Below are 22,228 nucleotides of genomic sequence, written 5' to 3' on the forward strand. Positions count from 1 at the left end.
GTCGATAGCATGGAGCCGTGCGCCGGGCCGCGATCTTCGACGTCGACGGCACGCTCTGCGACGTCAGCTCGGTCCGCCACCACGTGCGGGGTCGCAAGAAGGACTTCAATGCCTTCCACTCCGACGCCCTCGCGTGTCCGCCGCACGTCGAGGTCGCCGACGCGGCCCGCCGCGCACGGGCCGAGGGGCTGGCCGTGCTGGTGGTCACCGCACGCAAGGAGAGGTGGCGCCACCCGACCGGCTTCTGGCTCGCCCTGCACGACATCCCGTCCGACGAGCTCTACATGCGCGGCGACAAGGACGGCCGCCGCGACGTCGAGGTCAAGCGCGACATCCTGCAGCGCATCCGCCGCCGCTACGAGGTCGTGGAGGCCTGGGACGACAACCCCGCGATCATCGCGCTGTGGGAGTCGAGAGGCATCCCGGTCCGTGTCGTCGAGGGCTGGGAGCCGGACTAGCCCGGGGCCGCAGGACCTGCCGTCAGCCGTGCATGCGAGCACCCTTGACGACCTTGTCGACGGCGTTCTTCGGACCGCGCAGGGCGATGCCGACCAGGTCGAGGTCTGCCGAACCGACCGCGGCGACCGCGGCGCGATTGGCGGCGTCGTGCCCGGTCGAGAAGAGCTCGCGCGTGTAGATCGCCGTGGCGATCCCCCGCCCGATCGCCTTCGCGCGCGCGGTCGCGAGGAGCTCGGCGTCGCCCGCGAGGACGAGCACCGGCTGGCGCAGCATCGGGAGGTACTCCGTCGCGTCGGCGTCGACGTACGGCTCTCCGACGAGGCCGGGCTCGCTCGTCGCGACGCCGCTCGTCAGGAACGCCGTCACGTTCAGCTCCTGCCACGGCAGGAGGTCGTCGCGGAGCAGCACCACGACCTTCGTGTCGAAGCGTGGAGCTGCTGCGGGGGTGGTCGCGGGAGTGGTCTCGGAGGTGCTCACACGTCGATTCTCGAACCGTCGGGACGACCTTGGCTTGTACGTTTGACGCGTGGTCGAGTCCGTTCGCGCCTGGGAACCGGGAGTGCCCCTGGTGCGCGAGGTCCTGCACGCGACCTTCGAGGAGCACGCGTATCCGATGCACACCCACGACGCGTGGACCGTGCTGCTGGTCGACGACGGTGCCGTCGACTACCACCTCGACCGCAGGGGCCACCGGACCGAGCCGGGCACCCTGACGATCCTGCCCCCGCACGTCGCCCACGACGGTCGCTCCGCCGAACGAGGCACCTCCTTCACGAAGCGCGCGCTCTACCTGGACGGCGACTGGCTCCCCGACGCGCTCGCCGGGCCCACGGCCCTGCGCCCCGCGCTCCGCGCTCCTCGGGCGTCGCGTCTCGCCGTCGGCATCCACGAGGCACTGCGCTCGCCTGGCGACGAGACCGCCGCCGAGCACGGCGTGCTGATGCTCGGCGACGTGGTCCGCGGAGAGCTCGACCGCACGGCTCCGGAGCACCTGCGTGACGCCCCGCTCGCCCGTCGCCTCCGGGACCTGCTCGACGACCACCTTCCGGCAACCGTGACGGTGGCCGAGGCCGGCCGCCTCCTGCACGCCCACCCCGGGCACCTGACCCGCGTGTTCGTGCAGACCTACGGCATCCCTCCCCACCAGTACGTCACCGGCCGGCGGGTCGACCGCGCGCGGCGCCTCCTCGTCCGCGGGGAGTCAGCGGCAGCCGCAGCGACCGCGGCCGGCTTCCACGACCAGTCCCACATGACGCGCCACTTCCGCAGGGTCCTCGGGGCGACGCCGGGAGCCTTCGCGCGGCCCTGACCGACGCGCCCCCGCCCTCCGCGCTCCCGGTACCGTTCAGCGGTGATCACGACGATCCTGGTCGAGCACCCCTGGCTGACCACCGCCGGCCTCGGCCTGCTGGTCGTCGCCGGTCCTCCGCTGGGCGTGCTGCTGGTGCGCCGACGTCGGACCACGCAGGTCCTGCTCGCCGCGTCGCTGGTGGCGATCGCCCTGCTGACCCTCACGCCGAGCGGGTCCGACCTGGGCGTCCGGTGCGTCGCCGAGTGGTCGTGGCCCGCGCTCGGCCGGGTCGAGCTGATCGCCAACGCCATCCTGTTCGTGCCTGCGGTCGCGCTGGCCTCGCTCCTGACCCGACGGCCGGTCCCGACCCTGCTGGGCGCCAGCGCCTCGTCAGTCCTGATCGAGGGGGTGCAAGCCCTCGTGACACCGCTCGGTCGCAGCTGCTCCACGAACGACTGGCTCTACAACACCCTCGGCGCCCTGCTCGGGGCTGCGGTCGCCGCACTCGCCCTGCACCTCGACCGCCGGGGCGAGCCGGCCGCCGCGCGGGAATGAATCCCCGTCGGAGCCGTTAAGGTAGATGAAAGTTCAATTTCTGCGATGGGACCCCTCATGCGTGACGTGACCTTCGGGATCGACACCTTCGGCGACGTGCCGGAGGACGACCACGGCGACCTGCTGACGCCCGCCCAGGCGATCCGCCAGGTCCTCGACGAGGCCGTGCTGGCCGACCAGGTCGGCATCGACGTCATCGCCCTGGGCGAGCACCACCGCCCGGAGTACGCGATCTCGAGCCCCGAGACCGTCCTCGCCGGCATCGCCACGCGCACCGAGCGCATCACCCTCGCCTCGGGCGTCACGGTGCTCTCCTCCGACGACCCCGTGCGCGTCTTCCAGCGGTTCTCGACCGTCGACGCCCTCTCGAACGGCCGCGCGCAGGTGATCCTCGGACGCGGCTCCTTCACCGAGTCGTTCCCGCTCTTCGGGTACGACATGGCGCAGTACGACACGCTCTTCGAGGAGAAGCTCGAGCTGTTCTCGAAGCTCCTCGAGGAGCAGCCCGTCACGTGGAGCGGCACGACCCGCGCCGCCCTCGACAACGCGGACGTGCACCCGAAGACCGAGTCCGGCCGCCTCGACACCTGGGTCGGCGTCGGCGGCTCGCCCGAGTCGGTCATCCGCACGGCCCGCTACGGTCTGCCGCTGATGCTGGCCATCATCGGCGGCTCCCCGGCGCGCTTCGCCCCCTACGTCGACCTCTACCGCCGCGCGGCCGAGCAGCTCGGCACCACGGCACTGCCCGTGGGCATGCACTCCCCCGGGTTCGTGGCCGAGACCGACGCGGAGGCCGCCGAGATCGTCTGGCCCCGCTACAAGGTCCTGCACGACCGCATCGGTGCCCAGCGCGGCTGGCCGCCCATGCGTCGCCGCGACTTCGAGTCCGAGATCGCGCAGGGCTCGATGTACCTGGGCTCGCCCGAGACCGTGGCACGCCGCATCGCGGGTGCGCTCGGTCAGCTCGACGTCGGCCGGTTCGACCTCATCTACAGCCAGGGCAGCATCCCGGCGTCGGCGCGACTGCGCTCCGTCGAGCTCTTCGGCACCGAGGTGATCCCGCGGGTCCGCGAGCTGCTCGCGCAGGACGCCGTGCCGGTGACGTCGTGAGCTCGATCGGCATCCTGGGCGCGGGCAAGTTCGGGCTCGTCCTGGCCCGGCTCGCCGCGCGAGCGGGCCACGACGTGCGCATCGCGTCGTCCCGCGAGCCGGCGGCGATCGCCCTGACCGTGGAGATCCTGGCGCCCGGCGCCACCGCGACGGACGCCACCTCCGCGGTCACGGACGCCGACGTCGTCGTGCTCGCCCTCCCCCTCGGCAAGCACGACCGCGTCGACCCCGCGCCCCTGGCGGGCAAGGTCGTCGTCGACGCCATGAACTACTGGTGGGAGATCGACGGGCTCCGTGACGACCTCGCGAACCCGAAGACCTCCACCAGCGAGATCGTGCAGGACCACCTGCCCGCGTCGCGGGTCGTCAAGGCGTTCAACCACATGGGGTATCACGACCTCGAGGACGAGTCGCGCCCCCACGGCTCGGCCGGTCGCAAGGCCATCGCCGTCGCCGGCGACGACCCCGCCGACGTCGCCATGGTGTCGGCCCTGGTCGACAGCCTGGGCTTCGACCCGGTCACGATCGGACGCCTGTCCGACGGCGCCCGCCTCGAGCCGGGCACTCCGGCCTTCGGCGCGAACGTCACGGCGGACGAGCTGCGCGAGCTGACGGCCGCTCCGCGCTAGGCGAGGAGCGTCGACGGCACGAGGCTCAGAGCGAACGGCTCGGTGACCTCGAAGGGCGCGTCGCCGACGCCGTGTCGTCGGCGAGAGCGACGTCGACCGGGGCGTACAGCGCGAGCAGTCCCGCCGGGGCGGCCGCGTCCTGCAGCATCGTGAACAGCCGCGCCGAGGCGATCTGGTGGCTCACCCGCGGCGCCGGACTCACGACCAGCACCCCGTCGAGCAGCTCGTACCGGCGTCCGTCATCGGGCAAGGACTCCAGGTCGGCCCTCGTGAAGGGCCGCCCTCGCGACGGGACCGCCGGAACCTCGGTGGACATGGCGCTCATGGTAGATCTCCTCCTCGCACACGACCACGATCCAACGACGGACCAGCGCCGTCCCCCGGCCCCGATGCGCGGACTGTCGAGACAGCAGCCGGGTGGACGGATCCGCTCCGCAGGGTCAGGCGCGCTCGTCGGCCGGGTCGACGAGGTGCGGGTCGCCGACGGTGACGTCGGAGACGTGCGCGTGGCCGATCGCGATCGGCACCTCTCCGCCCGGCTCGGGCCGACCGAGGGTCTCGTCCAGCGCCTGCCGGGCCAGCGCCCGCGCCTGCTCACCGACGTCGGCGACGACCGTGCCGTACCGCACGACGAGGTCGACCGTGACCGAGCTCAGCAGTCCGTCGCGGTCGACGTCGAGCACGACGTGGCGCACGGCGGCGTCGACGAGCGCCTCGTCGAGCCGCTCCCGCACGATCGCGGTCACGGCGATCGAGGAGACGCGGAGGTGCTCGTGCGGTGCGGCGGCCCGGATCATGACGGAGCGCCGCGGCGCCGCGAGGGCGCGCTGCAGGACCCGGTTGGCGACCTCCACGGCCCGAGGACCGGCCGGCACGGCACGCAGCTGACGCGCAGCGGCGGCGAGGTCGGCCTCGCCGCGCGGCAGGTCGACGCCGTCGGGCACCTCCTCCAGCTCGCTCATCGCCACTGCTCCATCCTGATCGCCAAGGTGCGTCGGGCCCGGTGCAGCTGTCCGCGCACCACGGTGGGCGTCGTGTCCAGGACCTGGGCGATCTCCGCGTAGGAGAGGTCTTCGAGCTCGCGCAGCATCCAGGCCGACCGCTGGGTCCACGGTAGTTCACTCAGAGCCAGCTGCAAGGTCTCCCACAGCTCCCGCTGCAGGTACTCCCGTTCCGGATCGGTCCGCGAGGACGGAGCCGGACGGTTCTGGGAGGCCCGCAGGGCCAGCGGCTCCAGGAGGTCGTCGTCCACGGCGAGGGGCCGCCGGCGGCGGCGCCGGTCGTACGTCCCGCGCTGCACGATCGTGAACAACCAGGTCTGCACCGTGGAGCGGCCGGCGAAGTCGGGCAGGGCGCGCCAGGCCTTGATCCACGCCTCCTGCACGACGTCCTCCGCAGCCCTGGCATCCCCGTCCAGCAGGTGCGTTGCGTAGCGCAGCGTCCCCGGGAACAGGCGGGCGAAGAGCTCGGCAAATGCCTCACGATCGCCCAGGCCCGCGCGCCGGGCGAGCGCGTGGTCCGAGGCGTCACCCACCGGTGGGGCTGACGGCTTCTCGGCGCTCACTCGGTCTCTTCTCGGTAGCTCGCTCAGGCAGTGCGCGATGTTTCAACTAGGTAAACGAGAGTGACATCAACACCCGAGAGCCGCACGCCATGTGACATGCGTCACCCGACCGTGACGATCCGCGATCTCGACCCGTCTCACTCCTGTCCGAAGTACTCAGCACGAACGTGAACAGGAATGATCAACGTGAGCGAGAAGACCGTCGTCAAGACCCCGACCACCGGTGGCGCCCTCGAGAGCACCCAGGGCCGCACCACCATCGCCGACACCGTCGTGTCGAAGATCGCCGGCATCGCGACCCGTGAGGTCAACGGCGTCCACTCCCTCGGTGGCGGCGCCGCCCGCGCCGTCGGCGCCCTGCGCGAGCGCATCCCGGGCAGCTCGACCAACCACGGCCAGGGCATCTCGGTCGAGGTCGGCGAGAAGGAGGCCGCGATCGACATCCAGCTCGTCGCCGAGTTCGGTGTCTCCATCACCGACCTCGCCGCCGGCATCCGCACCAACGTCATCAACTCGGTCGAGCGCATGGTCGGCCTGAGCGTCGTCGAGGTCAACATCGACGTGCAGGACGTGCACATCGCCTCCGAGGACAACGATGACGACAGCGAGCCGCGGGTCCAGTGAGCCCGGCCCCCGACGCTGACACCCCCGACGAGCTCGCCGACCAGGTCGCCGCCGCAGCACTCGCCGTGCCCGGCGTCCACGGCCTGCACGCCGGCTCGTTCGGGGAGGTCGGGACCTACCTCCCCGGCCGCCGCGTGGCGGGCATTCGCCTCGCCGGCGACCTGACCGAGGTGCACCTGGCCGTCGTGATGGGCTCGCCCATCCCCGACCTCGCAGCCGCGGTCGCGACCGCCGTGTCGCCCCTCGTGGACACCCCGGTGCAGGTCTTCGTCGAGGACGTCGTCCCCGCCCGGACCGACCAGGAGTGATCACCATGGCCGACACCGACAGCTACGCCGGGCCGTCATCGCCCGAGCTGCGCGAGCGGTGGCGGCGCGACCGGCGGTCGATCGTCCGGCTCCACCACCCCGACCGGGGCGGCGACCCGGCCCTCCTGCAGCAGGAGCTGCGCGAGAACGACGCGTTCTACCGCGACCTCGACCAACCGCGTCACCACCGCGGCGACGTCATCGTGACCGCGCGTCCCGGGGTCCTGGTCCGCGCGGTCCGCGCCGTGCGGGCGAGCCTGACGCGCGGCCGGCCCGGGCGCCGTCACTACTTCGACCTCTGAAGCACCACCCCACCAAGGAGCACCTCATGACCACCTCCACCGTCGGCCTCATCGCCGGCCTCCTCCTCGCCATCGCCATCGCCGCAGGCGGCTTCACCGGCTTCCTGATCGCGCTCGTCCTCGGGTCCGCCGGCTACCTCGTGGGCGGCCACGTCGACGGCGAGGTCGACCTCTCGGCCCTGCTCGGACGACGTCGTGGCTGAGCTGGCGCCGGCTGCAGAACGAGGCCGCACCACGATCGCCGACAAGGTCGTGTCCCGCGTCGCCTCGATCGCCGCCGCCGAGATGGAAGCAGTGGTCGACACCCGGTCCGGCTGGACCAAGCTCGTCCGCAAGGGCTTGCCCCACGCCGACGCGGTCGTGGCCGGCGGGACCACACGGATCACCGTCGAGGTGGCGGCCACCTGGCCCACGCCTCTGTCCCGCCTCGCCGCCCAGGTGCGCGATCACGTGACGAGCCGAGTCGTCGACCTGACCGGCACGCAGGTCTCCCGCGTCGACGTCACCGTCGCCGACGTGGTGCACCTGGAGACCGCCGCCCGACGCGTCGTCTGACGCTGCACCAGTCCGTCCCACCCACCGCCCCGAAGAAGGAACGACATGACCACGACCCCACTGCCTGAAGCGGCCGCCGAGCCGGTCGCGCCACTGCGCGCCGGCAAGGCGCCGGTCGGCACGGGCGCCTCTCCCCTGGTCGCCCAGCTGCTGGCGCTCGCGCTGGTGTGCCTCGCGGCCGTCGCCGTCCAGCACCTGCTGGTCCTGACCGGCACGGTCTCCGGGACCTCGTGGTTGACCACCGCCGTCGACGGCCTCGACGGGCTCGACGGCGGGACCCCGCTGGTCCTGGTCGTCGGAGTCGTCAGCATCGTGCTCGGACTGCTGCTCGCGTCGATCTCGGTGAAGCCGCGGCCGCGCAAGGGCATCCCGCTGGCGACGACGACCGGTGCGCACCTGCGCCGCCGCGACCTGCGCCGCGTGGTCGACGCCGCAGTCGACGGCACCGACGCCGTCACCGACACCACGGTCACGGTGAGTCGACGTCGCATCCGCGTCACCGCGACCTCGGTGGCCACCCCGGACCGCGACGCCGAGACGCGAGCCGCCATCGAGGAGCGGCTGCGCTCGGTCGGCGACGCCCTCGAGCGCCGGCCGGCCGTGTCCGTCACCATCCGTCACGACGAGATCTGAGGAGCGGACATGACCACACGCAAGACGCTGCTGATCGACCGCCTCGCCACGTTCGTCCTCGCCCTCGTCCTGCTGGCCGGCGGCGCCACCGCCGTCTGGTGGTGGAGCGGACGATCCGTCGACGGGCGCACCCTGCCGACCACCAGCGACACCTCGACCGTCGCCGACCTCGTCGCGAAGGACTGGTTCGGCTGGACCGCCGCCGCAGTGGGGGTCGTGATCGCGCTGGTCGCGCTGCGCTGGATCGCCGCGCACCTCACGCCCAACACCGTGTCCCGCCTGCGGCTGGGGTCGAGCGACACCACCGGACGACTCGAGGCCTCCGCCTCGAAGGTCGTCGGCGCCGCGGCGGACGCCTATGCCGACACCCTGGGCGTCCGGAGCGCGAAGGGGTCCGTCGTCCGCGACCGGGGCCAGCTCGTGGCCCGCATCGACGCGACGATCGAGCCGGACTCCGACCTCGCACTGCTGGCGCGACGTGCGGACGAGGTCTCGTCGCAGCTCCTCACCGTGCTGGAGCGCGACGACCTGCGCTGCAGCCTCCGACTCAAGGTCGCGGCCCGAGGCCGGACCCTCCCCCGCGCCCGCTGAGGCGCACCCCCATCCGTCCCGGCGCCCGCCGGGTCGCAGCACCACCGCCACCGAAGGAGACAGTCATGGGAATCGCGGACAAGGCGAAGAACGCAGCCGAGGACCTCGTCGGCAAGGCCAAGGAGGTCGTCGGCGACGCCACCGACAACAAGGACCTCGAGGCCGAGGGCAAGAAGGACCAGGGCAAGGCGTCGGTCAAGAAGGCCGGCGAGAACATCAAGGACGCCTTCAAGAAGTAAGTCGTCCCCGTCGTCGGCGGTGCCTCGCGGCACCGCCGACGACACCCCACCCGACCCGAGGAGAAGAGCAGAGATGGCACGCAGGACGAAGGCGCAGCAGAAGGCCCGCACGAACATCTTCACGGCCATCGGCTGGCTCGTGTGGAAGCTGATCGGATTCTTCGGCCGCCTGGCCCGCAAGGTCGTCGGACTCGCCGCGCGCGCCGTCTGGTCCGCACTCGGCCGGCTCGGGGTCCCGATCGCTCGTCGCAAGGTGGCCGAGAGCCGCGCTCCCCGCTGACGACCTGCCACGGCACGCGACAGGTGTGAGGCCGCCTCCGCCGGGGTACACCCGAGGCACCGACGAGAGCGAAGGGGCCCGACCGTGCCGAGAACACCGAGACCGATCCGGTCCGTCCACTTCTCCATCGACCTGGACGTCACCCGCGCCGTCGTGACGGTCGCCGGCACGCTCAACACCGCCGCAGCCCTGGCGACCGGCGAGTCCATCGGGCTCGCATCACCCGGCCGGACGACCTGCGTGACGGTTGACCTGAGCGACGTCAGGGACCTGTCGCCTCGGGCCGTCCACATGCTCGAGTCCGAGATCGCGACCTTCCGCAAGGGCGGGCTCGACGTCCGCGTCAGGGCCCGCGCCGGTTCCGTGGCGCACGGGGTGCTCCGCGTGGAGTCGACCCTGCTCGACCGCCAGGCCGGCTAACCGAGCCGGAGGGCCGTGCCGGAGGGCGGCACGGACCGAACTTCCGTCAGCCGGCGGCGGCGAGGTCGTCGTGCCCAGGGGCGACGCGCGCGGCGGTCTTCTCGACGAGAGCCATCAGCAGCGCGCACGCCTCGCGGTAGGACGCCCAGGCGACGCGTCGGGCGTCGTCGGCGTGCCCTGCGCTGCGCGCGAACGACACGGCGGTCTCCACGTCCCCGAGCCGGAACGCCTCGAGCGCCAGCGACCGCGAACGGTCGGCGGCGTCGCACGCCGCCAGGTAGTCACGCCGCGCCTCGGAGCAGCAGCGGTCGACGGTCTCGAAGGCATCCGTCTCGGCATGACCGGCACCGTCGAGGAGCCGGCTCAGCATGCGGGGGTCCATGCCTGAGAAACGCTCGACGCGGCCCGAGGTCACGCACTTCCTGCCGATCTCGTCTCACCGAGGCCATACGGGACAGGGGCGTACGCACAACTGATTCAAAACTTGTTCAACTGACTTGCCGAAGTGAACAAGTTTTGAGTAACATTGCGAACAGCTTCGAGAGCCCGGAGCTCGGCCGCACTGGCCACTGCATCATCCGAGAACCGGGGAGCACCCATGCCGAACCTCAAGCGACTGCCCATGCCACTGATCGAGGTCTACGAGTGGCAGCACTCCGGGGCCTGCATGGGTCTCGACTCGTCCGTCTTCTTCTCGCCGTCCCGTGAGCGCGGCGCCGCGAAGCACCTGCGCGAGCAGGGTGCGAAGGCCGTCTGCGCCACGTGCCCCGTCATCGAGGAGTGCCGCGACCACGCCCTCGCCGCACGCGAGCCGTACGGCGTCTGGGGCGGCATGACCGTCGAGGAGCGCGAGCTCCTGACCCGCGAGCGCAAGGCCGGCTGACGCCGCTGGTGGTTCGGTTCGGGAGGTCCTGCCGGACAAGCGGCATGGACCACCCGGCCACCCCGCGCCCCGAAGGGCAAGGGTCGCCCCTGACCGTCCGTTCGGACCGGAACTGCAGCGAATTATGGCAGTCTGACACTTGTGTTCGAACGTCTGTTCGAGTAGAATCGGACCATGAGTTCAGCGGTCACGGTGCAGGCGCTTCGTGAAGCCGCGCACGCCCTGAACTCTGGTGACCACCGCACCGCGTTGCGAGCCATCCAGACCGCGCAGGACGCGTTGGACGCGGCGAAGGCGCACCATCTGGCCGAGATGGACCGGACCGCTGAGTTCGAGCTCGACGGGTCCTCGACGATCACCGCCTGGTCGCGCTTGCACCTTCGGTTGGATGCGAAGCAGACCAAGTCGCTGATCGCCGCCGATGCGACGATGCGCGACCTGCCGCAGGTGGCCGAGGCCGCGACCGCGGGCCAGATCCGGCTCGAGCACGTCAAGCTCTTCACCTTCGGCATCAAGCACATCAGCCCCGAGATCATCGCGAACGCCCAGCCATGGTTGCTCGATGTGGCTCGCACGAATGAGCCGGTTGAGCTGCGCCGTGTTGTGCGCAAGCTTCGCGAGGCGGTCTATCCCGACGAGCTCGACGAGGCCTGGATCAAGGGCATGGCCAAGGAAGACTTCCAGCTCAGCCCAGTGCCCGACGGGTGGCACGTCACTGGCTTCCTGAACACGCTGACGGGCGCGAAGTTCAAGGCCGTCCTCGACTCCTTCTCCATCCCCACGACCGCCAACGACGACCGCAGCTCGGCCGAACGACGTGTCGCCGCACTTGATCGGGTCCTCGGATCGATCCTCGAGTCGGGTCTGCCGACGAGCAAGGGCATCCGACCCCAGGTCAGCGTCATCGTGCCGGTCGACACCCTGCACGACGCCATGACCAACCAGGCCACCACCGACGGGGATTCGGCGGAGCTGGCCGGCTTCGGCCCCATCGGCCCGAAGCTCCTCTCCTACATCACCTGCACCGGCGAGAGCACCCCGATCCTGACCTCCTGCGGAGATGTGGAGCAGGCGCAGATCCTCAACGTCGGCGACACCATCAGACTCGCCACCCCCGCGCAGCGCAAAGCGGTCATCGCGAAGCAGGCCGGCCAGTGTGCGGCGCCCGGTTGCACCAACACCCACCTCGAGATCCACCACGTCACCTGGTGGTCCAACGGCGGCAAGACCAACATCGACGAGCTCATCGGTTACTGCGAGTGCTGCCACGTGCTCATCCACCAAGGTCTCTTGCAGGTCGAAGCCACCGGCGGGGGTCAGTTCACCATGACCACCCGCGACGGACGCCCCATCGACCTCACCCTCAGACGCACCACCCGCGAACGACTCCGCACCATCCGCAAGACCGCCCATGCGGCCCGAGAACATCAGGCCCCGCTCCGCACCTGAGGACCGGCCGTGCTTCCTGCGCGCCGCACCGAGGATGATGGTGGACATGACCGAGGACCTCACGGCCTTCTACCTCCCGATCGACGAGGACGTGTTCGAGTCGACCGAGGCCACCCAGAGCCCCTGGGACTTCTCGCTGCAGCACGGCGGGCCACCCGCCGGACTGCTCGCACGCGCGATCGACCGGGCCCGGCCCGCCGAGGACATGCGCATCGCCCGCGTCACGATCGACATGCTCGGCGGGATCCCACAAGGGCGCATGCGCACCGAGGCGACGGTCGTACGGCCGGGCCGGCGCGTCGAGATGATCGAGGCGAAGCTCTGGGCCGACGACCGCCTCGCTGTCACCGCGACCGCCTGGCGCATCCGCCTCTCCCCCGACAGCACGATCGAGGTGAACCACGAGGAGGCGCCGGCCACCCTGCCCGGCGAGCAGCCCCAGCACGTCTTCTCCGGCGTCGACCCCTCCTGGGGCTACGGCCGCGCGATGGAGTGGCGGTTCGTGAGCGGTGACTACGACTCGCTCGGACCGGCCCTCGCCTGGGGACGCCTGCGCGTCCCGCTCGTCGCCGGCGAGACAACCTCCGCCACGGCCCAGCTGCTCACGATGGCGGACTCGGCCAACGGACTCTCGGTCGAGCTGCCGATGGCCGAGTGGTTCTCGATCCCCTCGACCCTCACCGCCACGATCCAGCGCGCACCGGCCGGCGAGTGGATGCTCATGGACGCCCGCACCAGCATCGGCGCCGACGGCATCGGCCTGACCCGTGCCCAGGTCTACGACGAGCGCGGGTTCAGCGCGGAGATCGCGCAGCCCCTGCTCGTCGCCCGCCGCTGACGACGGCGCCGCACACCCTGCGCGGCCCGAAGCGACGAAGGAGACGCGATGGGGACCGGTCCCCATCGCTCGGGCCGGACACCGCTCCTACGGTCGGCAGCATGACGTCATCCTGGCTGCGCGACATCGACTGGCAGATCACCGCCCGCTGAGCGGACCCCGCGACACCGGTCAGCCGGCGAGGAAGACCCCCAGGGCGACGAGGCCCACGAGCACGATGAACACGCGCAGCGCCGTCGCCGGGAGCCGGCGCCCGTACCGCGAACCGATCTGGCCGCCCACGGTCGACCCGATCGCGATGAGCAGCACGATGAGCCAGTCGACATCGGCCACGACCACGAAGATCAGGCCCGAGACGCCGTTCGCGACGCCCGCCAGGACGTTCTTCAGCGCGTTCAGCCGCTGCAGCTCGTCGTCGATCCCGATGCCCATCACGGCCAGCAGGATGATGCCCTGCGCCGCCCCGAAGTAGCCGCCGTAGACACCCGTGAGCCCGACGAGCGGCTGCGTCCACCAGGCGCCGTGGTCCGGGAGCCCGCCGCGGTCGGCCTGCCGGCGCGCCACCGCCGCCGAGATGCGAGGTCCGACCACCACCAGCACGCATCCGAGCACGATGAGCACGGGCACGATCGCCGAGAACGCGTCGTCGGGCAGGGTCAGCAGCAGCACCGCGCCCACCGCCGCACCGAGCGCCGACGCCGGGATCAGCCAGACGGCCCGCCGCTTCTGCCCGGTCAGCTCTGCGCGGTAGCCGATCGCACCGGACACCGACCCGGGCACCAGCCCGATCGTGTTCGAGACGTTGGCCGTGACCGGAGGGACGCCGATCGCGAGGAGCATCGGGAACGTGATCAGGGTGCCGGAACCCACGACGGTGTTGATCGTGCCGGCGGCGACGCCCGCGAGGACGATCGCGATGACCTCGACGGGGCTCATGACGTCCTTCCGGTGAGCTCAGGCGTGCACGACCCGTCGACCGTATCGACGTCCGGCGAGCCTCCGACCCTAGGGTCGGGCCACGAGACGCAGGATCTCCGCCGCGACCACGTGGGGCCGCTGCTCGGGCACCCAGTGCGAGACGCCCTCGAGCTCGACGTACCGGAACTCCCCGCCCACGAACTCGTGACAGGCACGGGCCGCGACCGGTCCGATGAACGCGTCCGCGTCGCTCCAGACGAACGTCGTCGGCACCGTGACCTGCGGCAGCTCCGCCAGCTCCCCGGTCATCGCCCGGTACCAGCTCAGCGCGGCGTCGAGCGCCCCCGGTCGACTCAGGTGCCGGAGGTACGTCTCGACGTGCTCGGCGTCGAGGTCGCCGTAGACGTCGCGCAGGCGGCGCGCATCGTCGGCCAGCAGGAGGTCCGCCATGTCAGGGGTGCGCCGGAACTCGGCGTAGTACGACGACATCCGTCGCTGCTCCGGGTCGTCGCGCACCGCACGGCCGTAGGCGCCGAGATGGGGGACGGACACCGCCGTCAGCGACGCGACGCGATCCGGGTTCAGCGCGGCGACGACCCAGGCCACGCTCGCGCCCCAGTCGTGCCCCACGAGGTGGAACGACGAGGCACCGAGCGCGTCGACCAGCTCGAGCACGTCGGCCGCGAGACGCTCGGTCGCGTAGTCCTCGACGCGCTCCGGACGAGCGCCCGGGGAGTATCCGCGCTGGTCCGGCGCCACGGCCCAGCACCCGGCCGCGGCCAGCACGGGCAGCACGCCCGACCACGTCGCCGACGTCGCCGGGAACCCGTGCAGCAGCACGATCGGGACGCCGGTGGGGTCCCCGACCTGCACCGTGTCGAGCTGGAAGCCGTCGACGGCCACGGGCGTGCGGCGGATCTGGGTCATGGCGCCAGCGTCGCAAACGGTCGCGATCGCGTCCAGGCGTCCCGGGTCCGTCTGGGAGGATGAGCGGGTGCACATCGTCGTCTTGTCCGGCGGGGTCGGTGGCTCCCGCTTCATCCGAGGGCTGCTCGCCGCGACCACTCCCGACGACCGGGTCACGGTCGTCGCGAACACCGCCGACGACATCTGGCTGTTCGGGCTGCGGGTGTGCCCCGACCTCGACACCGTGATGTACACGCTCGGCGACGGCATCGACACCGAGCGCGGCTGGGGACGCACCGACGAGACCTGGAACGCCAAGTCCGAGCTCGGCGCGTACGGCGTGCCGGAGGCATGGTTCGGTCTCGGCGACCGCGACCTCGCGACCCACCTGGTGCGCACCGAGATGCTCCGCGCCGGCGACGGACTCACGGCGGCGACCGACCGGCTCTGCGCCCGCTGGTCCCCCGACACCGACCTGGAGCGCATCCGACTGCTCCCCATGACCGAGGACGAGGTCGAGACCTGGATCTCGACCACCGTCGACGGCAGCCCGACCGACATCCACTTCCAGGAGTTCTGGATCCGCCACCACGCCGGAGTGCCGGTGCACGGCGTGACACAGCGCGGCATCGAGGCGGCCACTCCCGCCCCCGGCGTGCTCGAGGCGATCGCGGACGCCGACGTCGTGGTGCTGCCTCCCTCGAACCCGATCGTCTCCGTCGGACCGATCCTCGCCGTGCCAGGCATCCGCGACGCCCTCCGTGACGCGGCCGCGCCCGTCGTCGGCGTCTCGCCGATCATCGGCGGTGGCGCGGTGCGCGGCATGGCCGACCAGCTGCTGGCGGGGCTCGGCATCGAGAACAGCGCCGCCGCGGTCGGGCTGCTGCACGGCGCCCGGTCTGCCGACGGCGTGCTCGACGGCTGGCTCGTCGACACGGCCGACGCCGATCTCCTCCCGCGTCTGGAGGACGGCGGGGTCACGGCTCGCGCCGTCCCGCTCTGGATGACTGACGACGCCACCACGCGCCAGCTCGCCGCCGACGCCCTGGCCCTCGCGGCGGAGCTCGCGCGTGGCTGAGTCACTGACCTTCACCGCGGTCGACGGCATCGGCGAGGTCGTGGCCGGCGACGACCTGGCGGCCCTCGTCGCATCGCTCGTCGAGCTGGCCGACGGCGACGTCGTGGTCGTGACGTCCAAGGTCGTCAGCAAGGCCCTCGGGCTCGCGACGACCCGCGAGAAGGACGAGCTGCTCGCCGAGCAGACCGACCGCGTCGTGGCCCGCCGCGACGCGACCACGATCGTCCGCACCCACCACGGCCTGACGATGGCGGCCGCCGGCATCGACAACTCCAACACGGCACCCCGCACGCTGCTGCCCCTGCCCGGCGACCCGGACGCGGAGGCCCGGCGAATCCGCGGCCGCCTGCACGAGCTCACCGGCCGCACCGTCGGTGTCGTCATCAGCGACACCGCGGGCCGCGCGTGGCGCATCGGCCAGACCGACATCGCGATCGGCTGCGCCGGGCTGCTGCCGGTCGAGTCGTTCGCCGGCCGCGAGGACACCCACGGCCAGCCGCTAGTCGTGACCGCGCCCGCCGTCGCCGACGAGGTGGCGGGCGCGGCGGAGCTCGCCTCGGGCAAGCTCGGCGGCCGACCCGTGGTGGTGGTGCGCGGTCTCGCGCCGCACCTGCTGACGGCTGAGGACGGCCCCGGCGCCGCCGCGATCCTCCGCGACGAGGACGGCGACCTGTTCGGTCTCGGGTCCCGCGACGCGGTCGTCGCGGCCCTCGCCGACGGGGGCGACGTGGTTCGCGGGTTCCCCGCCACCGACGCGAGCATCGCGGACCTGGTGGCGATGGCCGACGTCCCCGACGGCGTCGCTGTCGTGGTCGACGGCGACGCCGTCACCCTGGTCGCCGGAGCCCGCCAGGCCGTCGAGACCGGGATGCTCGCGCAGCGGCTGGTCTCGCTCGCGACCGCCCACGCCCGTCCGCTCCAGATCGGCGTCCGCATCAGCAGCTGAGCGCTCCCCGCCCCGCCCCCGACTCCGGTGGTTGAGGCGCCTTCACACCTCAACCAGCGGGGGCGGGGGGTCAGCCAGCGGCGGACAGGGCGGGGCGGGCCGCGTCCAGCGTGTGTCCGCCGACGCCGAGCTCGAGCGCGTCGGCGAGGTCCTCGAGGGTGTCGACGTCACGGCGGACCACGAGGGGGACGTCCTCGACCCGGCGGAGGCCGAGCCGCTGGTGACGGGCGGCCGAACCGGTGCCGTACGCCGTGCGCAGGCGGCCGGCCGTCGCCGCCGAGACGAGCGTCGTGCCGCCGCGAGCGAGGTCGGGGACGAACGCGCGGTCGTGCTCGCCGAGCGCGGCGAGCGTCGTGGCCAGCGCGACGGGGTCGAGGCACGGCAGGTCGGCGGGCACGACGGCGACCGGCTCGCACGGAGCGTGCGCGAACGCCCACCGACGTCCGATCGAGACGGCGGTGTTGAGCCGCCCCGGGGTTCCGAGCGGCCGGTCGGCCATCAGGGCGACGTCGCGACGGCGTGCCTCGGCGGCCAGTCCGGTCTCTGCGGACACCACGACGACCCGTCCTACCCCGTCGGTCGCCGCGACGACGTCGAGCACGTCGAGCAGGAACGCGCGGGCCAGGTCGGCCCGACGCACGGTGCGCAGGCGGGACTTCGCGAGGTGCCACGGCTTGGCCGGCACGATCACCGTCCACCCGCTCACGAGGCCACGACCTCACCGGCAGGGGTGCCGGGCCCTGGGCGGCTGGCGAGCACAGCGCCGGGCCCTGGGCGGCGGTGAGACACCGTCCCGGGCAGGTGCTCGTGGAGCGTCGTGCGCTGCACCGCGGGCCGGCCGCCCAGGTGCGCCATGGCGACGAGCTCGTCGACCTCCTTGCGGCTGCCGTTGGTGGAGCCGGCCATGCGGCTGATGGTCTCCTCCATCAGCGTGCCGCCCAGGTCGTCGACCCCGCCGTTGAGCACCTGGGTGCAGGTCTCGGGGCCGAGCTTGACCCACGAGCACTGCACGTGGTCGACCAGGCCGTGGAGCAGGATCCGGCCGAGGGCGTGGACCGCGCGGTTGTCGCGGACCGACGGTCCCGGCCGGGCGACGCCTGCGAGGTAGATCGGGCTGCTCTGGTGCACGAACGGCAACGGCACGAACTCGGTGAACCCACCGGTCTGACGCTGGAGGTCGGCGATGAGCCGGATGTGGTCGACCCAGTGGCCGGGGTGGTCGACGTGGCCGTACATCATCGTCGCCGTGGTCGGCAGCCCGACGGAGTGAGCGGTGGTGACGACGTCGATCCACTGGGCCGTGGGGAGCTTGCCCTTGGTCAGGATCCAACGGACCTCGTCGTCCAGGATCTCCGCGGCCGTGCCCGGCAGGGAGTCGACACCTGCCTCCTTCAACGACACCAGGAACTCGCGGACTGACAGTCCCGTGCGGGACACGCCGTTCATGACCTCCATCGGGCTGAACGCGTGCACGTGCATGTCCGGGTCGGTCTGCTTGACCGTCTGCGCGATGCGCGCGTACGTGTCGGCCGGCAGCTCAGGGTCGATGCCGCCCTGGATGCAGACCTCCGTCGCGCCCGCCTCGCGGGCCTCGACGACGCGGGTCGCGATCTCCTCGAACGAGAGAGAGTACGCGTCGGCGTCGGTCTTGCGCTGGGCGAACGCGCAGAACCGGCAGCCGGTGTAACAGACGTTGGTGAAGTTGATGTTCCGGTTCACGACGTAGCCGACCCGGTCGCCCACGGCACTGCGGCGCAGGTCGTCCGCCAGCGCGCACACGGCCTCGAGCGCGGGACCCTCGGCTGCCGTCATGAGCGCCAACGCGTGCTCGCGGGAGATCCCTGACGGGTCCCGCTCGGCCGCCAGGAGGGCCGCCGTCACGTCACTGCCGAGCGCGGCACCGAGGAGCGCGGGAGCGTTGCGGACCTTGTCGCGCAGGATCGACCAGTCGCCGTAGACCTCGTCGAAGTCACCCCGTCGGTCCCCCGTGCGACCGGTCGTGTCGATCGTCGAGTGCAGATCGGAGCGCCCCGTGGTCTCGAGTCCGCCGTCGGGCTCCTGCCACACCATCCCGACCGGCCTCGCACCCTCGGCCAGCAGCCCGTCGGGGCCACGGAGCGCGTCGACGTGGCCCCGCAGACGAGGGTCGACCCACGGCGCGTCCAACAACTCGGGATGCGTGGTCAGGCGCGGCTTCAAGTCGAAGCCCTCCCCCTCGCAGACCTCACGCAGGAGGTCCAGGTCGGGCCACGGCCGCTCGGGGTTCACGTGATCGGGAGTGACGGGGCTGATGCCGCCGAAGTCGTCCACGCCCGCGGCGAGCAGGGCTCGGCACTCGGCCAGGTCGACCAGGTTCGGCGGCGCTTGGACCCGCACCGACGGACCCAGCACCACGCGCGCCGTCGCGACGGCGGCGAGGTTCTCGTCCAACCCTAGGTCGTCCACGCTGCGCATCGCGGTGGCGTCCTTGGCGCGGAAGTTCTGGACGATCACTTCCTGAATCGACCCGTGCTCACGATGCACGCCACGGATCGCGAACAGGCTCTCGGCCCGCTCGGTCAGCGTCTCCCCGATCCCGACCAGGATGCCGGTCGTGAACGGAATCCCGAGGCGCCCGGCGTCCTCCAGGACCCGCAGCCGGACGGCCGGGTCCTTGTCCGGGCTGCCGTAGTGCGGCTGCCCCTTCTCCTCGAACAACCGGCGGCTCGTGGTCTCCAGCATCATCCCCATGCTCGGGGCGACCGGCTTGAGGCGGTTCATCTCGGCCCAGCTCATGACGCCCGGGTTCAGGTGCGGCAGCAGGCCCGTCTCCTCCAGCACCCGGATCGCGAGAGCGCGGACGTACTCGAGGGTCGAGTCGTAGCCGGCCTCCTCGAGCCACTGCTTCGCCTCGGGCCAGCGGTCCTCCGGCCGGTCACCCAACGTGAACAGCGCTTCGGTGCAGCCTTGCTCGGCACCCGCTCGACAGATATCGAGGACCTCGTCGAAGCTCAGGAACAGGCTCTGCCCCTCACGCTCCAGCTGGCCTGGCGTCGCCACGAACGTGCAGTAGTGACACCGGTCCCGACACAACCGCGTGACCGGGACGAACACCTTCGGCGAGAACGTCACCACACCCGGCCGACCCACCGCCTCCAGCCCCGCGTCACGCACCCGCGCAGCAACCGCCATCAACCGGTCCAGGTGCTCACCGCTCGCAGCGAGCAGCGCCGTCACCTCGGGCAGGTCGAGCGTCTTGCCCGCCTCCGCCCGAACCACCGCACGCCGCACCTCACGCTCCGTCGGCAGCACCTCGGCCACCGGGGCGGCCGGGAACGCGGGAAAGGGCAGCGCCGTGCTCTCTCGCTGCCCGGTGCCCGGCACTCCCGCCTGCATGGTCACGACACTAGAGTCCGTGTCCGGTGATGCGGATGCCCGCGTGCGTCTTGTGGCGACGATTGATGGCGATCAGGTTCGCCGTGAGCTTCTCGACCTGGCCCGCATTCGCGAGCCGGCCGCCGAACAGCCCCCGCACACCGGGGATCGTGTCAGCCAGGGCGATCACCAGGTCGGTGTCGGCCCGCTCCTCGCCCACCACCAGCACGTCGGTGTCGACCTCCGCCTGCGACAGATCAGCCAGGACCACGGCCGAGACGTTGTGGAACGCGCCGATCACCCGCGACCCCGGCAGCACCGACTGCGCCTGCTGCGCCGCCGAACCCTCGGCCACCTCCAGCGGGAACGGACCGGTCTTGCCGAACCCGATCGGGTTCACGCAATCCACCACCACCTTGCCCTCCAGCTCGGCGGCCAACGAGGCCAACAGCTCGCCGTGGCCGTCCCACGGCACCGCCGCCAGCACCACGTCGGCCTGCGCCGCAGTCGCGGCGTTGTCCGCACCCGTCACCCGGGCACCGACGAACCCCGCAGCAGCCACCAGCTCGGCGACCTCCTTGGCCGCGACCTCGGCCCGTCCGGCGTCACGCGAGCCCAGCACGACCGGAATCCCCGCAGCCGCCCAGCGCAGCGCCAACCCGCGGCCCTGCGCTCCGGTACCACCGAGAACTCCGACGGTCACTCCCTCGAGCACACCCAGATCGGTCATGTCATCCATCCTCTCGGTCCAGCAGGTCGACCACCACGGCGGCGGCCCCTGCGGCGTCGTTGTCCAGGAACCCGTGGGTCCAGTCGGGTCGTTCCACGACGGCGCCCGCCGGCAGGTGCTCGGCGGCGCGGCGCGTCTGGTGGGTCAGGTCGTCGTCGAGGTTCAACACCGTGATCGGGACGTCGACCCGCGACAGCGCGTCTGCGATGTCGTACCGGAAGGCAGCGTGGTGCCCCCACCAGTGCCGCGGTCCGCCCGAGAGCCGGGCCAGGAAGATGCGGGCCGCGTCCTCGACGGTGTTGAACCGGCCGACACCGAAGAACTCGACGAACCAGCGCCACTTGGCCAGCAGGTTCTCTCCGTCCTCGGTGAAGATCGGGTCGGTGCGGTAGATCGCGAGGAAGTGCGCGAGCTCCTCGGCGGTGAACAGCGGCATCGAGACGGTGACGATGCGGCGCACGAGCCCGGGGTGACGCAGCGCCAGCTCGATCGCCGTGAAGGAGCCCGTGTGGTACCCCATCACGTCGACGGGGCGGGCGTCCCCCGTCCGCTCCTGCTCCGCGCGGACGACCTCGGCCATCACGTCGGCATAGTCGGAGATCTCCGGCGGCTGCGGCGTCGGGTCGGAGGCACCGAATCCCGGGGTGTCGGGCGCGACCACGCGGCGGGTCCGCCCGATCTCGGCCATGACGTTCTCGTAGACCAGGCCCGACGCCGGACTCATGTGCAGGCACAGCAGCGTCGGGGGCTCGGCATGGGTGCCGGCCGTGCGGACGTGGACCTGGCCGTGGGCGACGTCGACGTAGCCACGGCGGACCGGGACGGGGCCGGTCATGCCGCCCACCGGACCGCTCGCGCCTGTCGGCCGTGGGCCAGCAGGTACCCGTCGGCGTCCCAGACGGTCGCGTCGTCGATGCAGGTCGAGCCCGTGGCCCACGAGGTCGTGTGGCTGACGAACATCCACGCGCTGGGGTCGACCTCGGCGTCCGTGCGGAAGTGCGCCGTGAACGACAGCGTGGGGACGAAGACCGGCTTGACCTCACGCGTGTAGAGCGCGGGCGGCATCACGTCGAGCAGGGTGGCCAGGACGGCCTCGGGCGAGTCGAGCGAGACCTCGGCGGGCGCCTCGTTGAGCCGGACCCAGCCGCCGCCGGGGCGCCCCTCCTGCGAGTTCTCGACGATCCTGAGGTCGAGCCGGTCGCGGAAGACGAGCTCGAGCTGTCCGTCGGCGGGGAGCGTGCCGACCGCCGGCCGCGGTGGCAGCTCGTGGCGGTCGGCCCACAGGTGCGGCTCGCCCGGCTGGGTGTGCTCGGCGAGGCCGTGGGCCCGCACCCGGTCCTGCTGGACCAGGGCGAACCGGCTCGTGGCGGTGCGACGACCCTCGTGGAGGACGTCGAGGTCGATCTCGGCATCGCCGGGCTTGACGGAGGCGACGAAGCAGACCGTCAGGGCGGCGAGCCGGTGCTCGACCGCGGCGACGGCGGCGTCCGCGACGCGCCCGAAGACGTGGCCGCCGAAGATGCCGTCGACGCCGCTCCACCGCGGGTCGAGCCGGGTCGCCACCAC

At 72.0% G+C, this 22,228-nt stretch carries 32 protein-coding genes; 20 read left to right on the top strand and 12 right to left on the bottom strand.

Going from position 1 to position 22,228, the window contains the following annotated elements; genetic code table 11:
* Positions 1–17: 17 nt before the first annotated feature.
* Positions 18–458: a hypothetical protein gene (locus LO931_RS04365; RefSeq protein WP_229052017.1), complete on the top strand. Its 441-nt coding sequence runs from the start codon at positions 18–20 to the stop codon at positions 456–458.
* A 22-nt stretch (positions 459–480) separates the two neighbouring features.
* Here the strand turns inward: LO931_RS04365 and LO931_RS04370 are convergent, their stop codons facing one another.
* Positions 481–936, bottom strand: coding sequence for a DUF2000 domain-containing protein (locus tag LO931_RS04370; RefSeq protein ID WP_229052019.1), 456 nt, complete (start codon positions 934–936; stop codon positions 481–483).
* A gap of 49 nt (positions 937–985) precedes the next feature.
* Here LO931_RS04370 and LO931_RS04375 point away from each other — a divergent pair, with 49 nt between their 5' ends.
* Genes LO931_RS04375 through LO931_RS04390 form a run of 4 tightly spaced genes read left to right on the top strand, consistent with a single transcriptional unit; the run spans position 986 to position 4,044 of the window.
* The gene (locus tag LO931_RS04375; protein ID WP_229052021.1) at positions 986–1,768 is read left to right on the top strand and encodes an AraC family transcriptional regulator; all 783 of its coding nucleotides are present in this window, start codon (positions 986–988) and stop codon (positions 1,766–1,768) included.
* Between the two features lie 42 nt (positions 1,769–1,810).
* Complete coding sequence (locus LO931_RS04380; protein ID WP_229052023.1) at positions 1,811–2,305, top strand: VanZ family protein; 495 nt, start codon at positions 1,811–1,813, stop codon at positions 2,303–2,305.
* 57 nt (positions 2,306–2,362) lie between these two features.
* Positions 2,363–3,415 (top strand): LLM class flavin-dependent oxidoreductase, encoded by a 1,053-nt coding sequence (locus LO931_RS04385; RefSeq protein WP_229052025.1) that lies wholly within the window; start codon positions 2,363–2,365, stop codon positions 3,413–3,415.
* A complete protein-coding gene (locus LO931_RS04390; RefSeq protein WP_229052027.1) occupies positions 3,412–4,044 on the top strand; it encodes an NADPH-dependent F420 reductase in 633 nt (210 codons plus the stop codon). The genes LO931_RS04385 and LO931_RS04390 overlap by 4 nt, the downstream gene beginning before the upstream one ends.
* A gap of 25 nt (positions 4,045–4,069) precedes the next feature.
* Here the strand turns inward: LO931_RS04390 and LO931_RS04395 are convergent, their stop codons facing one another.
* The 3 genes from LO931_RS04395 to LO931_RS04405 form a co-directional block, all read right to left on the bottom strand.
* The gene (locus LO931_RS04395; protein ID WP_229052029.1) at positions 4,070–4,360 is read right to left on the bottom strand and encodes a Uma2 family endonuclease; all 291 of its coding nucleotides are present in this window, start codon (positions 4,358–4,360) and stop codon (positions 4,070–4,072) included.
* A 124-nt stretch (positions 4,361–4,484) separates the two neighbouring features.
* Positions 4,485–5,006, bottom strand: coding sequence for a hypothetical protein (locus tag LO931_RS04400; RefSeq protein WP_229052031.1), 522 nt, complete (start codon positions 5,004–5,006; stop codon positions 4,485–4,487).
* Positions 5,003–5,608, bottom strand: coding sequence for an RNA polymerase sigma factor (locus LO931_RS04405; RefSeq protein ID WP_229052034.1), 606 nt, complete (start codon positions 5,606–5,608; stop codon positions 5,003–5,005). Before LO931_RS04405 ends, LO931_RS04400 begins: the two co-directional genes overlap by 4 nt.
* Positions 5,609–5,794: 186 nt before the next feature.
* Here LO931_RS04405 and LO931_RS04410 point away from each other — a divergent pair, with 186 nt between their 5' ends.
* From LO931_RS04410 to LO931_RS04455, 10 genes are all read left to right on the top strand, one after another.
* Positions 5,795–6,232, top strand: coding sequence for an Asp23/Gls24 family envelope stress response protein (locus LO931_RS04410; protein WP_229052036.1), 438 nt, complete (start codon positions 5,795–5,797; stop codon positions 6,230–6,232).
* A complete protein-coding gene (locus tag LO931_RS04415) occupies positions 6,229–6,540 on the top strand; it encodes a hypothetical protein (RefSeq protein ID WP_229052038.1) in 312 nt (103 codons plus the stop codon). The genes LO931_RS04410 and LO931_RS04415 overlap by 4 nt, the downstream gene beginning before the upstream one ends.
* A gap of 5 nt (positions 6,541–6,545) precedes the next feature.
* On the top strand, positions 6,546–6,842 hold the full coding sequence (locus tag LO931_RS04420) for a hypothetical protein (protein WP_229052039.1): 297 nt from the start codon (positions 6,546–6,548) through the stop codon (positions 6,840–6,842).
* 26 nt (positions 6,843–6,868) lie between these two features.
* A complete protein-coding gene (locus tag LO931_RS04425) occupies positions 6,869–7,045 on the top strand; it encodes a DUF2273 domain-containing protein (protein ID WP_229052041.1) in 177 nt (58 codons plus the stop codon).
* Positions 7,038–7,397 carry an Asp23/Gls24 family envelope stress response protein gene (locus LO931_RS04430; protein ID WP_229052043.1) on the top strand — a complete coding sequence of 120 codons (360 nt, stop codon included), beginning with the start codon at positions 7,038–7,040 and terminating at the stop codon, positions 7,395–7,397. The genes LO931_RS04425 and LO931_RS04430 overlap by 8 nt, the downstream gene beginning before the upstream one ends.
* A gap of 45 nt (positions 7,398–7,442) precedes the next feature.
* Positions 7,443–8,030: a DUF6286 domain-containing protein gene (locus LO931_RS04435; protein ID WP_229052045.1), complete on the top strand. Its 588-nt coding sequence runs from the start codon at positions 7,443–7,445 to the stop codon at positions 8,028–8,030.
* Between the two features lie 9 nt (positions 8,031–8,039).
* Positions 8,040–8,621 carry an alkaline shock response membrane anchor protein AmaP gene (locus LO931_RS04440; RefSeq protein WP_229052046.1) on the top strand — a complete coding sequence of 194 codons (582 nt, stop codon included), beginning with the start codon at positions 8,040–8,042 and terminating at the stop codon, positions 8,619–8,621.
* A gap of 65 nt (positions 8,622–8,686) precedes the next feature.
* Entirely contained in the window at positions 8,687–8,860 is a 174-nt protein-coding gene (locus LO931_RS04445) for a CsbD family protein (protein WP_229052048.1), read from the top strand.
* A 73-nt stretch (positions 8,861–8,933) separates the two neighbouring features.
* Positions 8,934–9,140: a hypothetical protein gene (locus LO931_RS04450; protein ID WP_229052050.1), complete on the top strand. Its 207-nt coding sequence runs from the start codon at positions 8,934–8,936 to the stop codon at positions 9,138–9,140.
* Positions 9,141–9,224: 84 nt separating this feature from the next.
* Positions 9,225–9,560 (top strand): hypothetical protein, encoded by a 336-nt coding sequence (locus LO931_RS04455; RefSeq protein WP_229052052.1) that lies wholly within the window; start codon positions 9,225–9,227, stop codon positions 9,558–9,560.
* A gap of 46 nt (positions 9,561–9,606) precedes the next feature.
* On the opposite strand, the gene LO931_RS04460 is transcribed toward LO931_RS04455, so the two are convergent.
* Positions 9,607–9,930 carry a hypothetical protein gene (locus LO931_RS04460; RefSeq protein ID WP_229052054.1) on the bottom strand — a complete coding sequence of 108 codons (324 nt, stop codon included), beginning with the start codon at positions 9,928–9,930 and terminating at the stop codon, positions 9,607–9,609.
* Positions 9,931–10,158: 228 nt separating this feature from the next.
* Between LO931_RS04460 and LO931_RS04465 the strand changes: the two genes are divergently transcribed.
* The 3 genes from LO931_RS04465 to LO931_RS04475 all read left to right on the top strand — a co-directional run bounded on the left by LO931_RS04465 (position 10,159) and on the right by LO931_RS04475 (position 12,730).
* Entirely contained in the window at positions 10,159–10,443 is a 285-nt protein-coding gene (locus tag LO931_RS04465) for a WhiB family transcriptional regulator (RefSeq protein ID WP_229052056.1), read from the top strand.
* Between the two features lie 174 nt (positions 10,444–10,617).
* Entirely contained in the window at positions 10,618–11,892 is a 1,275-nt protein-coding gene (locus tag LO931_RS04470) for an HNH endonuclease signature motif containing protein (protein ID WP_229052063.1), read from the top strand.
* Positions 11,893–11,938: 46 nt separating this feature from the next.
* Positions 11,939–12,730, top strand: a complete 792-nt coding sequence (locus tag LO931_RS04475; RefSeq protein ID WP_229052065.1) for a thioesterase family protein — start codon at positions 11,939–11,941, stop codon at positions 12,728–12,730.
* 171 nt (positions 12,731–12,901) lie between these two features.
* Here LO931_RS04475 and LO931_RS04480 read toward each other — a convergent pair whose 3' ends face one another.
* Together LO931_RS04480 and LO931_RS04485 are read right to left on the bottom strand one after the other, a co-directional pair.
* Positions 12,902–13,666, bottom strand: coding sequence for a sulfite exporter TauE/SafE family protein (locus LO931_RS04480; protein WP_229052067.1), 765 nt, complete (start codon positions 13,664–13,666; stop codon positions 12,902–12,904).
* 69 nt (positions 13,667–13,735) lie between these two features.
* Complete coding sequence (locus tag LO931_RS04485) at positions 13,736–14,575, bottom strand: alpha/beta fold hydrolase (RefSeq protein WP_229052069.1); 840 nt, start codon at positions 14,573–14,575, stop codon at positions 13,736–13,738.
* A gap of 67 nt (positions 14,576–14,642) precedes the next feature.
* On the opposite strand from LO931_RS04485, the gene cofD reads away from it, so the two are divergent.
* Positions 14,643–15,632 carry a 2-phospho-L-lactate transferase gene (gene cofD / locus LO931_RS04490; protein WP_229052071.1) on the top strand — a complete coding sequence of 330 codons (990 nt, stop codon included), beginning with the start codon at positions 14,643–14,645 and terminating at the stop codon, positions 15,630–15,632.
* The gene (gene cofE, locus LO931_RS04495) at positions 15,625–16,578 is read left to right on the top strand and encodes a coenzyme F420-0:L-glutamate ligase (RefSeq protein ID WP_229052073.1); all 954 of its coding nucleotides are present in this window, start codon (positions 15,625–15,627) and stop codon (positions 16,576–16,578) included. Before cofD ends, cofE begins: the two co-directional genes overlap by 8 nt.
* 70 nt (positions 16,579–16,648) lie before the next feature.
* Here the strand turns inward: cofE and cofC are convergent, their stop codons facing one another.
* The 5 genes from cofC to LO931_RS04520 are packed head-to-tail and all read right to left on the bottom strand — an operon-like array spanning position 16,649 to position 22,228.
* The gene (cofC, locus tag LO931_RS04500) at positions 16,649–17,284 is read right to left on the bottom strand and encodes a 2-phospho-L-lactate guanylyltransferase (RefSeq protein WP_229052076.1); all 636 of its coding nucleotides are present in this window, start codon (positions 17,282–17,284) and stop codon (positions 16,649–16,651) included.
* Positions 17,281–19,953 (bottom strand): bifunctional FO biosynthesis protein CofGH, encoded by a 2,673-nt coding sequence (locus tag LO931_RS04505; protein ID WP_229053081.1) that lies wholly within the window; start codon positions 19,951–19,953, stop codon positions 17,281–17,283. The genes cofC and LO931_RS04505 overlap by 4 nt, the downstream gene beginning before the upstream one ends.
* A 10-nt stretch (positions 19,954–19,963) precedes the next feature.
* Positions 19,964–20,662: an NADPH-dependent F420 reductase gene (gene npdG, locus LO931_RS04510; protein WP_229052078.1), complete on the bottom strand. Its 699-nt coding sequence runs from the start codon at positions 20,660–20,662 to the stop codon at positions 19,964–19,966.
* 1 nt (position 20,663) lies between these two features.
* Positions 20,664–21,497, bottom strand: a complete 834-nt coding sequence (locus LO931_RS04515; protein WP_229052080.1) for an alpha/beta fold hydrolase — start codon at positions 21,495–21,497, stop codon at positions 20,664–20,666.
* Positions 21,494–22,228, bottom strand: coding sequence for an acyl-CoA thioesterase II (locus LO931_RS04520; RefSeq protein ID WP_229052082.1), 735 nt, complete (start codon positions 22,226–22,228; stop codon positions 21,494–21,496). Before LO931_RS04520 ends, LO931_RS04515 begins: the two co-directional genes overlap by 4 nt.

This window comes from Aeromicrobium sp. Leaf350 (assembly GCF_916858655.1).
GTDB lineage: Bacteria > Actinomycetota > Actinomycetes > Propionibacteriales > Nocardioidaceae > Aeromicrobium.

Excerpts from the sequence above, each read along its gene's own strand:
- LO931_RS04440 (WP_229052046.1), top strand. The coding sequence starts at position 8,040 with ATGACCACACGCAAGACGCTGCTGATCGACCGCCTCGCCACGTTCGTC.
- LO931_RS04460 (WP_229052054.1), bottom strand. The coding sequence starts at position 9,930 with ATGCTGAGCCGGCTCCTCGACGGTGCCGGTCATGCCGAGACGGATGCC.
- LO931_RS04450 (WP_229052050.1), top strand. The coding sequence starts at position 8,934 with ATGGCACGCAGGACGAAGGCGCAGCAGAAGGCCCGCACGAACATCTTC.
- LO931_RS04395 (WP_229052029.1), bottom strand. The coding sequence starts at position 4,360 with ATGTCCACCGAGGTTCCGGCGGTCCCGTCGCGAGGGCGGCCCTTCACG.
- LO931_RS04435 (WP_229052045.1), top strand. The coding sequence starts at position 7,443 with ATGACCACGACCCCACTGCCTGAAGCGGCCGCCGAGCCGGTCGCGCCA.
- LO931_RS04385 (WP_229052025.1), top strand. The coding sequence starts at position 2,363 with ATGCGTGACGTGACCTTCGGGATCGACACCTTCGGCGACGTGCCGGAG.
- LO931_RS04420 (WP_229052039.1), top strand. The coding sequence starts at position 6,546 with ATGGCCGACACCGACAGCTACGCCGGGCCGTCATCGCCCGAGCTGCGC.
- LO931_RS04465 (WP_229052056.1), top strand. The coding sequence starts at position 10,159 with ATGCCGAACCTCAAGCGACTGCCCATGCCACTGATCGAGGTCTACGAG.
- LO931_RS04505 (WP_229053081.1), bottom strand. The coding sequence starts at position 19,953 with ATGCAGGCGGGAGTGCCGGGCACCGGGCAGCGAGAGAGCACGGCGCTG.
- npdG (WP_229052078.1), bottom strand. The coding sequence starts at position 20,662 with ATGACCGATCTGGGTGTGCTCGAGGGAGTGACCGTCGGAGTTCTCGGT.
- LO931_RS04475 (WP_229052065.1), top strand. The coding sequence starts at position 11,939 with ATGACCGAGGACCTCACGGCCTTCTACCTCCCGATCGACGAGGACGTG.
- LO931_RS04470 (WP_229052063.1), top strand. The coding sequence starts at position 10,618 with ATGAGTTCAGCGGTCACGGTGCAGGCGCTTCGTGAAGCCGCGCACGCC.
- LO931_RS04485 (WP_229052069.1), bottom strand. The coding sequence starts at position 14,575 with ATGACCCAGATCCGCCGCACGCCCGTGGCCGTCGACGGCTTCCAGCTC.
- LO931_RS04400 (WP_229052031.1), bottom strand. The coding sequence starts at position 5,006 with ATGAGCGAGCTGGAGGAGGTGCCCGACGGCGTCGACCTGCCGCGCGGC.
- LO931_RS04445 (WP_229052048.1), top strand. The coding sequence starts at position 8,687 with ATGGGAATCGCGGACAAGGCGAAGAACGCAGCCGAGGACCTCGTCGGC.
- LO931_RS04480 (WP_229052067.1), bottom strand. The coding sequence starts at position 13,666 with ATGAGCCCCGTCGAGGTCATCGCGATCGTCCTCGCGGGCGTCGCCGCC.
- LO931_RS04425 (WP_229052041.1), top strand. The coding sequence starts at position 6,869 with ATGACCACCTCCACCGTCGGCCTCATCGCCGGCCTCCTCCTCGCCATC.
- LO931_RS04515 (WP_229052080.1), bottom strand. The coding sequence starts at position 21,497 with ATGACCGGCCCCGTCCCGGTCCGCCGTGGCTACGTCGACGTCGCCCAC.